This is a genomic window from Sodalis sp. (in: enterobacteria), assembly GCF_051710625.1.
Taxonomy (GTDB): domain Bacteria; phylum Pseudomonadota; class Gammaproteobacteria; order Enterobacterales; family Enterobacteriaceae; genus JBPESN01.
The window spans coordinates 1-12,387 of record NZ_JBPESN010000068.1 but is presented as its reverse complement, the minus strand read 5'-3'; the positions used below and the strand labels follow the sequence as shown (position 1 = coordinate 12,387).

Sequence of the window (12,387 nt, the reverse complement as noted above, 5' to 3'; positions counted from 1 at the left end):
CTGGACCGGGAAACGCTGGGCATACCTTGCGGTTGTTCTTGATCTGTTCGCGAGGAAACCGGTGGGCTGGGCTATGTCGTTCTCCCCGGACAGCAGACTGACCATCAAAGCACTGGAAATGGCATGGAAAACGCGTGGTAAACCAGCCGAAGTGATGTTCCACAGCGATCAGGGTAGCCACTATACGAGCAGGCAGTTCCGACAGTTGCTGTGGCGTGACCGGATCAAACAAAGCATGAGTCGGCGTGGTAACTGTTGGGATAACAGTCCGATGGAGCGCTTCTTCAGAAGTCTAAAAAACGACTGGATACCGGTAACGGGCTACATAAGCTTCAGCGAAGCAGCTCATGAAATTACCGACTATATCGTGGGATATTATAGCGCACTCAGGCCGCATAAATATAACGGTGGGTTGCCACCAAACGAATCAGAAAATAGATACTGGGAAAACGCTAACGCGGTGGCCAGTTTTTGCTCCCCATTGACAGCCCAGTGGCGCGGCGTGTCGCCCTTGCCGCCGTTGGCTATCTCAGCGGCGCGGCGTGTCGCCCTTACCGCCGGCGGGCAGGCAAATCAACAGCAGGCCGCCGCAAATTAACGCCACGCCCATCAGGCACGAAAACGTAAACCGCTCATTGAATTCGGTGATCATTAACGCGCAAGCGGCCACCAGGACATAACTCAGGCTGAGCAGCGGATAGGCTTTATTCAACGGCAAACGGCGCAACGCCATAAACCAGCATGCCATGGAACAGACATAGGCCAGCAAGCCCCCCGCCAGCAAAGCGAGGGGTTCCGCGTAAGCCGGGTCCAGCCACAGTCGGAGGGCGCCAAGCGGCGGCAAATGCATCATTGCCCATTTCAACAGCAGCTGTGCGGCACTGACCAACGCCACGCTGAACAACGCCCAGCCGTAGCCCATCACAAATTTACCCCCATGCACATCACGCCTGCGACTATCAGCAGCAGACCGCAGCCGTGGCGTAACGATACAGGTTCTCGCCACAGCCAACGGGCGGCCAGCGTCACCAGCACAAAATTAAGGCTAAACATCGGATAGGAGATGCCGACCGGTACCCGCTGCAAGACCCAGAGCCACACGAGCATGGCGCCGCCCAACAACAACAGACTTATTGCCAACCAGCGCACCCGATGGCGCAGCTCGTCGGCACCGGATGAGGCGCCGGCGGCGTGTTTCTGGCAAAGCTGCCCGGCGCAGCTGAGCAAACTTACGAGGAAAATCAGCAGATACATCATGGCCGGCGCTGATGGTACGCTAATAGCACCAGCCGTCCGCGCCGGTACGTCTCATCCGCCCGCGGCAGATAACTAATCCGCGTCTCGCCGTCAGGAAGCAGCAGTACCAGCGCCACTGAGCCCTCTTTGCAGCGCTCACGAAGCCAGTCGGAAAAATCCTCTTCGCGGATGAAACGGTCGGCGGCGTCGGGATAGCTTAGACCGTAGGCCAGCTCTCCCTGGCGTTCAAATAATGAAATATCGCTACGTTGCAGCTCCCAGGCAAGCCCTGCCGCCACGCCAACGCTATTGGCGAAAATAAAGCGGTTGTTTTCCAGCTGCGGCCGCACGGTCTGGATAAATGACTGCGGCTGCTTGGCGTCGATCACCTGCTGTGGTATTGCCTGCCCTACCAGCAGCGCAATCCCTAGCGGACACAGCGCCGCCCAGCGCCAGCGTGCGGTCGGCGCGCGCAGGGTCAGCCCGCCCACCGCCGCCCAGACCAGGAAACCGAGCACCCCCAGCAGCACTTTGCGACCTTCATCTTGCGCAAAGAGCGGATGCTTTGCCAGGCCCCAGGGAGCCAACACGCCGGCTACCGTGATGACGCACAACAGCCCGAACAGCAGATTCAGGACGCCGTTAACCTTTAGCGCCCGCCCGCCACACGTCGCCGCATAGCGCGTCATTAGCAGGGCCAGCGGCGCGAAGCAGGGAAGAATATAGGTCGGCAGCTTGCCTTTTGACAGGCTGAAAAACAGCAGCGGCATGACGACCCAGCCCAGCAGATAGAATGCCCCGCTCTGCGTTTGACGTTCACGCCAGGCGGCGCGACGCAGCGCGCCTGGCAGCAGCCCCAGCCAGGGCAGCGTCCCCGCCAGCAGCACCGGCAGGTAATACCAGAAAGGGGCTTTATGTTGGGCATTGTCTTCCGCGAAGCGCTGAACATGCTCGACCCAGATAAAATAATGCCAGAAATCCAGCTCGCGGTGCGCGATGGCGATAACCCACGGCAGACTTATCGCCACGGCGCCGAGTAGCGCCAGCGGCCCATAAATAAACACCTCTTTCCAGCGTTTTTGCGCAATGACCCACGGCAGAACGCTAAGCATCGGTACCGCCAGCGCCAGGAAGCCTTTGGTCATGAATCCCAGCCCGCAGGCAATGCCCAGTGCCAGATAACCCAGCCCCTTACTCCAGCCGCGGGGCGCCTGTACCGCCCGCCAGAAAGCGCACATGGCGGCCGCCAGCCACAAGGCAATCATCGGGTCGAGCACCGCATAGGTCCCGATGCTGTAAACCAGCAGGCAGGAGCTGTATATCGCCGCCGCCGTCAGACCAAGCCACCGGTCCTGCCATAACCACAGCGCCAGCCAGTACACCATGAGCGCCGTCAGGGCAATCGAGAACGCGGAACCAAAATGCACGGCAAAATTTGTGTGGCCAAACGCCCACTGGCTGAGATTATTAATCCAGTAGCCGCCGGACGGTTTTTCAAAATAACGCAGCCCCAAGAAATGGGGGACGATCCAATCGCCGCTCGCCAGCATTTCGCGGCTTATTTCAGCGTAACGGGTTTCATCCGGCTGCCACAGGCTGCGAAACGACAGCGGCAACAGATAATACAGGGCAATAACGCACATCAGCCCGATACCGGGTTTAAGGGATTTCATTCTCGACTCACTTTAACAAGTGCTGACATCCAACCCACCCTTCTCGTCCCGGAATCTCGCCGCGCATCACCTGACCGACCGGGAGCGCTGCGCTATCCTGGGAGAGAAGCTCTCGCAACGGACAAAAGCGGATGCCTTCCGCCGCCGCCATCGACAACAGTTCCTGAAACATTTCGCTTAGCGCAATCCCTTCCGCCTCGGCGTGAATGGTGTAAACCGGCGTCCCGCGATCGGCCTTGATGCTGTCGAGAATGAAACGGTTGTAGCCGGCACGGGTAGTCGTCTGACCGATGGCCTCGTCAAAGGTAGGTTGCGTCACCGGGATCTGCACCGCGCCAAACGCGCCGTTGGCCAGCAGCGGCCGAAACGGCTCCGTGCCGCGACAGTCGCTGTTGTAGTGAAAGTCAAAGGGCTGCTTGGCCTGCACCACGCGATCGTCCGCACGCCAGCCTGCGACCGCTGAACAGGTCACCGGCCGCTCGATAATGGCGGTCAGCGCATCCCGCGCCAGTCGAATCTGTTCCGTCAATTGCCGCTCGCCCCATACGCCAGCCCAGGTTTGCCAGGCAAGATGATCCCAGGCGTGCAGCCCGACTTCATGGTCGGCCGCGGCGGCGCGGATCTGCGCCGCCAGCCCCTGGCCGATTTTTCTACCCGGCCAGGCGGTGCCGGCTAACAGGATATCCCAGCCATAAAGCGAAGCGGCGCGGGAGCGCAACATCTTCAGCAAAAATTGCGGTTTTGCCAGGCGCCACAGATGGCGCCCCATATTATCCGGCCCGACGCTGAAAAAGAACGTCGCCTGGATTTGCTGCGCCGCCAGCAATTCCAGCAGGTGCGGCACGCCATCGCGGGTACCGCGCCAGGTATCGACATCAATACGCAGGCCGACGTTTTTCATTGCGCCGTGTCCGGCAAATCGACGGTTTGAAGGAAAAAGTTCAGCGTTTCGTCAATGGTCTGCGCCATGGGCACCGAAGGAGTCCAGTCCAGCAAGCGTTTGGCATTACGAATGCTCGGCTTACGGTGCTCCACATCCTGATAGCCTTTACCGTAGTAACTGCTGCTTTCCACATCCCGGAAGCCGGCAAAGGGCGGGAAATGCTGACGCAACGGATGACGCTCAAAGCTTGCCAGCAGCAATTCCGCCAACTGCCGGATGCTGGCTTCATTGTCCGGGTTACCGATATTGATTATCTGACCGTTGCAATTGTTGTCCTTGTTCTCGATGATGCGGAACAATGCCTCAATACCGTCGCTGATATCGGTAAAACAGCGTTTCTGCGCACCGCCGTCCACCAGTTTGATGGGCGACCCCTCCACCAGATTCAAAATCAGCTGCGTAATCGCACGCGAGCTGCCGATACGCGCCGCGTTCAGGTTATCCAGCCGCGGCCCCATCCAGTTAAAGGGACGGAATAGCGTGAAGCGCAGCCCTTCTTTTTCGTTATAGGCCCACAAGACGCGGTCCAGAAGCTGTTTGGACACCGAGTAAATCCAGCGCTGTTTATTGATAGGCCCCACTATCAAGCTGGAGTCATCTTCGTTAAATGCCGGGTCGGTACACATCCCATAGACTTCCGACGTCGACGGGAAAATAATGCGTTTTTGGTATTTAACGCAGTGACGGATAATTTTCAGGTTCTCTTCAAAATCGAGTTCAAACACCCGCAGCGGATTACGCGTATATTCAATGGGTGTGGCAATCGCCACCAGCGGCAGAACAATATCGCATTTCTTGATGTGATATTCGATCCACTCCGAATGGATGCTGATATCGCCCTCGACGAAATGGAAAAGCGGGTTCACCATAAAGCGGCTTATCGCATCGGTACCGATATCCAGACCGTAAATCTCGTAATTGCCGTCGCGCAGCAGGCGTTCGGTCAAATGGTTGCCGATGAAGCCGTTCGCGCCCAGGATAAGTACGCGGGTGCGACGCTTATGGCTGACCAGCGGACGCGGATTCAGCAAGGCGCCCTTCACCAGTCCCAGCGCTTGCGCCAGCTGGCCGCCCTGCATATACACGCCCTGCTGACTTTGGCCGGTCTGAACCTCCAGCGCATCGCTGCCGCAGGCGATAACCAGCGGATTGATGGACAGAACCGTACCGGGGTGCGCGACGTCGCTATTCGGCCGCACCTGTGCCTTCCAAATGATAAATTTCTCGCCGCCGGCATAGCTGAAGGCGCCCGGCCAGGGATCGGTCACAGCACGTACCAGATTGGCCAGGGTCGCGGCCGGCTGCCCCCAGTCGATGCGGCCGCCTTCCGACGTGCGGCGGCCCACATAGCTGGCAACGCTCTCGTCCTGCGGCGTTTCAGTGCACCGCTGCTTGCGAATCGCCGGCAATACCTTTTCCAGCACCCCGGCCGCCGCTTCGCACAGCTTGCGGTGCAGCGTCAGCGCGTCATCCTGCGGCATAATCGTCACGCTGCGCTGCGCCAGAATGGCGCCCGCATCGGCGCGCGCCGTCATACGATGCAGGGTGACACCGGTTTTCTGTTCGCCGTTGACCAGCACCCAATTCAGCGGCGAGCGGCCGCGGTAGCGCGGCAACAGCGAACCGTGCAGGTTGAACGCGCCGACCGTCGGCAGGCTCAGGATCTCCTGGCAAAGCAGCTGGCGATAGTAGAACGAGAAAATCACGTCCGGCGCCAGCGCTTTGATGCGCGCTATCCATAGCGGATGGTTAACGTCATCCGGCGCGAAAACCGAAATATTATGTTCTGCGGCGATGCGCGCCACTGAACCAAAAAACGTTTTCTCTGACGGCGCATCAGGATGGGTAATGATGGCCTCAATAGTATAGTCTGCCTTGATAAGGGCGGTGACGCCCACGCAGCCCATATCATGATAAGCAAAAATGACAGCTTTCATTGTGTTCCCTGTTGAGACGAGAGTGAATTTTGGCTGACCACACGCTGGACGAAATAACGGGGCCGGGCGCGCACATCGTTGTAGATGCGGCCGATATATTCTCCCAATAGCCCCATGCCGATGAATTGCGCGCCGATAAAAATAAACAGCACCGCAAACAGCATAAATACGCCTTCAGCCGCCCAATGGGAGCCGAGAAACAGGCGCAACGTGATGAGCAGCAGGGAAAAGGCAAACCCCAGCAGGGCAATCATGCTGCCGATAACGCTCAGCATGCGCAGCGGGGTGGTCGTCAGACAGGTAACGAGGTCGTACATCAGATTGATGAGCTTCATCAGACTGTATTTGGAATCGCCAAATTCCCTTTCCGAATGCATTACCGGGATTTCGATGGTTTTGCGGGCAAAGGTATTGGCCAGAATCGGTATGAACGTGCTGCGCTCGTGGCAGTGCAGCACGGCGTCGATAATCTGGCGGCGGTAGGCGCGCAACATGCAACCGTAATCGCCCATCGCTTTGCCGGTCGTACGCTGGATCAACGCGTTAATCATGCGTGAGGCCCGCTTGCGGAACCAGCTGTCCTGCCGATTCTGGCGCAGGGTGCCCACCAGGTCGTAACCCTGCGCCGCCACCTCGACCAACCGCGGGATCTCTTCCGGCGGATTCTGCAAATCCGCATCGAGCGTCACCACCAGGTCGCCGGTAACATGGCTGAACCCCGCCATGATGGCGGAGTGCTGACCATAATTGCGGTTGAGCAATACCGCGACGATATGGCTGCCCGGCGCTTCCGCCGCGGCGGTCAGCACGGCGGCGGAATCGTCGCTGCTGCCATCATCCACCAGCAAGATTTCATAGGCGGCGTCGAGCTGTTCACAGGCCGCTACCGTGCGGCGCATCAGTTCGGGCAGGCTTTCTTGCTCGTTATAGACCGGAATTACGATTGAAACTTTGTCAATTTTCATGGGTGTCGTCATATCAAACCTTGGCAATGGCGCGTAGCGCGGTAATTACGCGCTCGACATCGTCATCGTTCATGGAGGGGAAAAGCGGGAGTGAACATATACGCGCGGAGTTCCACTCGGTGGCCGGTAAGACCAGATCGGGAAAACGCTCGCGGTAGTAATGCTGCGTATGGGCGGCGCGAAAATGCAGGCCGGTGCCGATACCGCGTTCTTTCAGAGCCTGCATCAGGCCGTCGCGATCGATGCCGCACCGCCGCTCGTCGACGCGGATGATAAACAGGTGCCAGGCGTGGTGGTGTTCCCAGGCTGGCGGCACCAGCGGCAAAAACGGCGTGTCGGCCAGACCGTGCAAATAGCGCCGGGCAAGTAGCGCCCGGCGCGCGTTGTGCTGCGTCAGTTTTTCGAGCTGTACCAGCGCGATGGCGGCATTGATATCGGCCAGATTGTATTTGTAGCCCGGCGTGATCACTTCCGCCTGCGGGGCCCTGCCCTGCATGGTGCGATCGAACGCATCCACCGCCAGGCCGTGAAATTTCAGGCTGCGGATGCGCTGCGCCAGCGCATCGTCATCCGTCACCACGATCCCCCCTTCGGCGCAGGTCATATTCTTGATGGCGTGGAACGAGAAAACAGCGGTGCCGGCGGCGCCCACGTGACGACCTTTGTAAGCGGTACCCGCTGCATGCGCTGCATCCTCAATCACCGGAATACCGTAGCGTTCACCCAGCGCGCGAATGGCGTCGATGTCCGCCGGTGCGCCGGCGTAATGTAGCGGTACAATCGCGCGGGTACGCGGTGTGATCGCCGCTTCAATCAACGCCGGCGTCACCATCAGCGTGTCGCGGTCGACATCAATCATGATTGGTTCGGCGCCAAGCAGACAGATCATGTTCAGGGGGGAAACCCAGGTTAGCGAAGGCGTAATCACCTCGGCGCCCGGCCCTAGCCCCAAGGCCATGAGCGTCACGTGCATACCGCTGGTCGCAGAACTCACGGCAATGGCATGTCGATTGCCGGTCAATTGACAAAACTCCTGCTCCAGCTGCGCGCATTTCGGCCCGGTGGTGATCCAGCCGAACCGCAGTACGTCCCTGACGGCGGCAAGCTCGGCTTCGCCCAGCGCTGGCCGGGAGAACGGCAAAAATTCAGACATTATTCGGTTTCCATTAAAAATGGCGAGTCAAGATCGAGCGGCAGCAAGCAACACAATTGGCGTGAACTGTATTTCCGCCGAACGGTAAAGTTCTATAATGAATGACCGCGCTACAAACCGAAGGGATCTTAACTGAATTTCCTTAAATAAAAATTAGGCGCGGCAATGAATAGGGCTATTTTTAAATGTTAGTTTAAGTTATGTTTACCCACTCATACGCGTATATTCTTTCATCACGTTATGTAACATTTTTCTCATTGCTGTATTGACTTCTATTAGTCTCGGCCACGATAGGTAAATCAGCGCAATAAATGAAATCGTTTGCTTTCGCCTGACGTCTCCTTTTTTTCACTTTATTCAGGTAAATAATTAAAGCATTGCCTAATGAAATCAATAAGCTTGACCTGATAATTGCCATAACCCCCCCCCCTTCCGGCGGCCGTAACCTCGGCGAAAAGGCTGATAAAGTTTCCTTTTTCTGCGCACAGCCTACTTGTGTATTCCTTATGAGTAAGAAACAAGTGCGCTTGCGGATATCGTCGTTAAGATATCGTGGTGGGCAAGTGTGATGAAATGCGCCTCGGCCAAGGGTGCCAAAGCCGGCGCTGGCTGGGTAAGAGAGTGCGATAAACATCGTACAAAAACATGACGGCCGCGGACTGAGATGTGACCCCATGACAGCGTTTTTGCCGCCGGCTGTCCTGCGTTGGCGCCATTCTGATTGCCGGGCGCGGTAGGTCGGCGACGTAACGCCTGTGCGTCGACGTCCGGCAACGCCGTCATTTTCTGCCGCCGAAAGCGGTGGCGCTAGCATGGTGCCGCCCTGCCCACATTCACCCCGCGTCTGTGCCCTTCTCTGCTGCTAAGGGGGGTACGTCGTCAACGTCCCCCCTGACCATAAATCACCCGGCGGCGCACCTTATGGCGTCAAACGCGCCGCGGTGCCTTCTCACCCGGCCGCCGGCTGACAGTGGTCATGCCTTAAGGCTAAGGCTGATGGCTCAGCGTGATCGGCGCGTCTGGGATGCGGGTGAAGGTGGTAATAATGTGGTGATAATCCGCCGTCGGATCCAGGCTGGGGAATGCTTGTAAATAGAGGTCTTTGGCCAGAATTTCTATTCCGATGATATTATATGGATAATTATAGAAGTGATGATATACCCCAAAGACCGCCCCCGCCTTGACCGGCGCGACGGCGTCCAATACCGGTGCGGTGAATAAGGGTATTAAATACTGCACCAACCTGCTTATGGCTAACGCTATAACCAAACGACAATATATTGTTATTCGGCCATTTGGAACCTGTCATTATATAGGCGTCCGGCTTCATGGCGATGATTTTCTCTAACGAAACAAACCCGGATGCGCCCGGCAACAGTGATGAACCGATATTGTGGGCGCCGACCGATTCCACGAGTCCGCCCCAGCCATTGCGACCATAGGTAAAGCAGCAGTTATCGCTATTGCCGGCGATAGGCTCGATAAATACCGTGGGTTTAATTTTAATATTATTAATGGTTTGCTGAATATAAGCGAAGCGTTGCTGATAAAACGCAGTATATTCTCCGGCGTGCGCCTCCTGATTTAATGCCTTGCCTTACAAAGTAATACTGGGGACGGTGTTTTGTGCCGGATGCAGTTCATAATCGATAAACAGTACCGGAATACCCAATTGTTGCAGATTGCTGATAACGCCGGTTTGCTACAGCGCTGGCTTCACCCGTAGCTGAGCTATCATCAGGTCCGGTTTCTGGGCGATAACGCTCTTCAGGTTGACCTGTCCTTGATCGTTAAATCCCATGTCGATAATGTCGCCAGCGGCCCCAGCCAGGTTTTTTTCAGCAACGCCCAGGTCTGGACGTTTTGCTTTTTAGGTAGATTATTCCAGGCCACCACGCGGCGAAAAGGATTTTTCCGATCCAGCAGCGCCAGGGAAAAAATATCGCGACCGTCTTGCAATATGACATATTCAGGCTCTTTCGCCAGGGTGATCGTTTAACCGTCCATATTGGTGAGGGTCAATAAATAGGTGCTTGCCCGGCAGTTTGCCGCGGCGCACAGCGCCCCTAAAGTTATTATCATCTTGATTTTTAAAACATGTATGCCCTGTCTTTATAATTGGAAGTGATAATTATTATTATATAGAGGATTGTTAGCCAACCCCATCAGCGCAATTCAACACCTGCTCACGCTGGGCCAATCGCGAAAAGCCGCCCACAAGGGTTGCCTTGCTGTCGCGCTGCGCCCTGCTACACCCCGCTACGCAGGAAGCCCGTCTGAGTGTCGGCTAAAGATTAAACCATCTTTAAATAAACAATGGAAAAACATTATCGGCCCCCTCGGTAGCCGTTTTTCGCGGGTAGCAGCAGCACTTTCGTTGTGACTTAATTTAAACGATCCAGCTTCACCGGGCAATGTCGTTTTGATGACGCTATCATCTCAATCTCAACCGTTTAAATCGCATCATGACAAAATTCCTATCACGCTCCTATTTCGTTTTAGCTCTGGTGGTCATCCTCACCAACATTGTCGCCGGCATTAGCGGTATGCTGCTGGCAATGCTGCTTTATGCCATACAGCACCTCTTTTTCGGCTACAGCTTGCCGCATATCATCAGTCAGGAAAGTTTTTTGCAAGGCGTTACCGCCGCCGCCCCCGCGCGCCGGGCAGGGGTGTTGCTGTTCTGCGGTCTGGTGGGTGCTTTATCGCTATGGCCGCCCGCTGGTCAGCATTGCCCGGGCATTAGCAGCCGTAAAACCGGCCATGCCGGTGGTGGCAACGCTTATCCACGCGCTCTTGCAAATCATCACCGTGGCGCTAGGATCGCCCCTGGGCCGCGAGGTCGCGCCTCGCGAAGTGGGCGCCGGGCTGGCGGCGGTGTGTGCCGTTGGCCGGTGCGTTATTTGTTTTGGAAGTGCTGATGAGAACGTTCAGCTTCCCGGTTATGATCCCGGCGCTGGCCTGGGCGGGGCTTGGCAATGAAACGCAATATCACCTGTCCGGATTAGCGGTCACGCCTTCACTTTTAGTCTGGTCGCTGCTGGTCGGACCGCTGTTCGGGCTGGCCCGTCTATGGCTTTGGCCGCCTCACGCGCAGTACCCGGGACAGAGCACCGCGCAACGCTCTGCTGCCCGTGCTGTGTCTGCTGAATTTTACTCTTATTAGTTTATTAGCGGCGTATTTTCCGGCCTTGTTGGGCAACGGCAAAGGCCCCGCGCAGTTGAGCTTTAGTAATCACCTGCTGATAACGGCAGCGGCAACGCTGTTATTTCTGAAGGTCGCGGCGATTTGGGGCAGTCTTCGCGCTGGCGCCTAAGGAGGGCTGTTGACGCCGGGATTGAACCGTGGCGCGCGGCCTGCCTGCCTGCCTGCTGAGCGGCGCCTGGAATGGGGTGTGGCCCGGCACCGCGCCGGGGGCGTTCGCCGTCATCGGCGCAATGTGTCTCTCTAAACTTTGTCAGCAGTGGGCAGCGCACGGCGCGGCGGATAACTTTACCCCGGCGCAGAGCGCCGTCGGGGTATCGGAACGGTCGCAGGCGACAACCTCCCCCGCGCCGCTATCCCGCTCGTGACGAGAGGACCGAGTCGCCCTTGCCGCACGTCGCCGGTGGCCTGTGGCTCACAGCTTGCGGCTTGCCGGCAAGTTCTCAGCCCGCGCCTTTGGTATGCCAATAGGTATACAGGCTGAGTCCGCCGGCTATAGCAACAGCGCCGATGACCACGAAGCCCAGCAGATAGGAGCCCGTGCTGGCGTGAAGAAACTCGACCACAAAGCCCGCCGTGGTGCCCTCGACGACGCCCGCGCCGATACCGTTAATGATCCCGGATGCCGCCCCGACCGCTTCTTTTCTGAGGCTGGAGGTGATAATAGACCAGATATTGGTGGTAAAATAGCTGGTAAACCAGGCGATGGAGAGTGTGATAACGGCCATTTTCACCAGCGAACTGGCAATCAGGGGCAGCAAGATCCCCTCCACCGACAGTCCGGCGGCGGCAATTAACCCGCGACGCTGGGTTCTGTCGCTGACATAAAACATAAAACATAAAACATAAAACATAAAACATAAAACATAAAACATAAAACATAAAACATAAAACATAAAACATAAAACATAAAACATAAAACATGGGAATGGCGAACAGAATCGCCAGGAAATAAGGCAATGAACTGGCCAGCCCCTGCGACAAGCCGCTGAATCCAAGTGAGCTTACCACCATCGGAATGAACAGGGTCACACCCCAAAATGTAGTGGTCAACTAAAACTGACCACCGCGTTAGCGTTTTTCAGTATCTATTTTCTGATTCGTTTGGTGGCAACCCACCGTTATATTTATGCTGCCTGAGTGCGCTATAATATCCCACGATATAGTCGGTAATTTCATGAACTGCTTCGCTGAAGCTTATGTAGCCCGTTACCGGTATCCACTCGTTTTTCAGACTTCTGAAGAAGCGCTCCATCGGACTGTTATCCCAATAGT

At 56.7% G+C, this 12,387-nt stretch carries 13 protein-coding genes and 3 pseudogenes; 4 read left to right on the top strand and 12 right to left on the bottom strand.

From position 1 onward, the window contains the following. Positions 1 to 472, top strand: a pseudogene (locus ACTBDU_RS13605) (IS3 family transposase); the annotation flags it as partial. A 57-nt stretch (positions 473 to 529) separates the two neighbouring features. On the opposite strand, the gene arnF reads toward ACTBDU_RS13605, so the two are convergent. From arnF to ACTBDU_RS13555, 10 genes and pseudogenes are all read right to left on the bottom strand, one after another. Then, a complete protein-coding gene (gene arnF, locus ACTBDU_RS13600) occupies positions 530 to 922 on the bottom strand; it encodes a 4-amino-4-deoxy-L-arabinose-phosphoundecaprenol flippase subunit ArnF (protein ID WP_438806832.1) in 393 nt (130 codons plus the stop codon). Continuing rightward, a complete protein-coding gene (gene arnE, locus ACTBDU_RS13595; RefSeq protein ID WP_438806831.1) occupies positions 922 to 1,257 on the bottom strand; it encodes a 4-amino-4-deoxy-L-arabinose-phosphoundecaprenol flippase subunit ArnE in 336 nt (111 codons plus the stop codon). Before arnE ends, arnF begins: the two co-directional genes overlap by 1 nt. Continuing rightward, a complete protein-coding gene (arnT, locus tag ACTBDU_RS13590) occupies positions 1,254 to 2,909 on the bottom strand; it encodes a lipid IV(A) 4-amino-4-deoxy-L-arabinosyltransferase (protein WP_438806830.1) in 1,656 nt (551 codons plus the stop codon). Before arnT ends, arnE begins: the two co-directional genes overlap by 4 nt. A 7-nt stretch (positions 2,910 to 2,916) precedes the next feature. Continuing rightward, entirely contained in the window at positions 2,917 to 3,810 is an 894-nt protein-coding gene (gene arnD, locus ACTBDU_RS13585; RefSeq protein ID WP_438806829.1) for a 4-deoxy-4-formamido-L-arabinose-phosphoundecaprenol deformylase, read from the bottom strand. Continuing rightward, positions 3,807 to 5,789 (bottom strand): bifunctional UDP-4-amino-4-deoxy-L-arabinose formyltransferase/UDP-glucuronic acid oxidase ArnA, encoded by a 1,983-nt coding sequence (gene arnA, locus ACTBDU_RS13580; RefSeq protein ID WP_438806828.1) that lies wholly within the window; start codon positions 5,787 to 5,789, stop codon positions 3,807 to 3,809. The genes arnD and arnA overlap by 4 nt, the downstream gene beginning before the upstream one ends. Then, positions 5,786 to 6,766, bottom strand: coding sequence for an undecaprenyl-phosphate 4-deoxy-4-formamido-L-arabinose transferase (gene arnC, locus ACTBDU_RS13575; RefSeq protein ID WP_438806827.1), 981 nt, complete (start codon positions 6,764 to 6,766; stop codon positions 5,786 to 5,788). Before arnC ends, arnA begins: the two co-directional genes overlap by 4 nt. A gap of 1 nt (position 6,767) precedes the next feature. Beyond that, the gene (arnB, locus tag ACTBDU_RS13570) at positions 6,768 to 7,907 is read right to left on the bottom strand and encodes a UDP-4-amino-4-deoxy-L-arabinose aminotransferase (RefSeq protein WP_438806826.1); all 1,140 of its coding nucleotides are present in this window, start codon (positions 7,905 to 7,907) and stop codon (positions 6,768 to 6,770) included. Between the two features lie 238 nt (positions 7,908 to 8,145). After that, a complete protein-coding gene (locus ACTBDU_RS13565) occupies positions 8,146 to 8,721 on the bottom strand; it encodes a hypothetical protein (protein ID WP_438806825.1) in 576 nt (191 codons plus the stop codon). A 173-nt stretch (positions 8,722 to 8,894) separates the two neighbouring features. Next, a pseudogene (locus tag ACTBDU_RS13560) lies at positions 8,895 to 9,989 on the bottom strand (ABC transporter substrate-binding protein). Between the two features lie 416 nt (positions 9,990 to 10,405). Further along, complete coding sequence (locus ACTBDU_RS13555; protein WP_438806824.1) at positions 10,406 to 10,543, bottom strand: hypothetical protein; 138 nt, start codon at positions 10,541 to 10,543, stop codon at positions 10,406 to 10,408. A gap of 61 nt (positions 10,544 to 10,604) precedes the next feature. On the opposite strand from ACTBDU_RS13555, the gene ACTBDU_RS13550 reads away from it, so the two are divergent. The 3 genes from ACTBDU_RS13550 (at position 10,605) to ACTBDU_RS13540 (ending at position 11,480) form a co-directional block, all read left to right on the top strand. Next, on the top strand, positions 10,605 to 10,889 hold the full coding sequence (locus tag ACTBDU_RS13550) for a chloride channel protein (RefSeq protein WP_438806823.1): 285 nt from the start codon (positions 10,605 to 10,607) through the stop codon (positions 10,887 to 10,889). Positions 10,890 to 11,041: 152 nt separating this feature from the next. Further along, positions 11,042 to 11,224: a hypothetical protein gene (locus tag ACTBDU_RS13545; protein WP_438806822.1), complete on the top strand. Its 183-nt coding sequence runs from the start codon at positions 11,042 to 11,044 to the stop codon at positions 11,222 to 11,224. Between the two features lie 28 nt (positions 11,225 to 11,252). After that, on the top strand, positions 11,253 to 11,480 hold the full coding sequence (locus ACTBDU_RS13540; protein WP_438806821.1) for a hypothetical protein: 228 nt from the start codon (positions 11,253 to 11,255) through the stop codon (positions 11,478 to 11,480). A 75-nt stretch (positions 11,481 to 11,555) separates the two neighbouring features. On the opposite strand, the gene ACTBDU_RS13535 is transcribed toward ACTBDU_RS13540, so the two are convergent. Beyond that, positions 11,556 to 11,945 carry a sugar transporter gene (locus ACTBDU_RS13535; RefSeq protein WP_438806820.1) on the bottom strand — a complete coding sequence of 130 codons (390 nt, stop codon included), beginning with the start codon at positions 11,943 to 11,945 and terminating at the stop codon, positions 11,556 to 11,558. Between the two features lie 216 nt (positions 11,946 to 12,161). Continuing rightward, positions 12,162 to 12,387, bottom strand: a pseudogene (locus ACTBDU_RS13530) (IS3 family transposase); the annotation flags it as partial.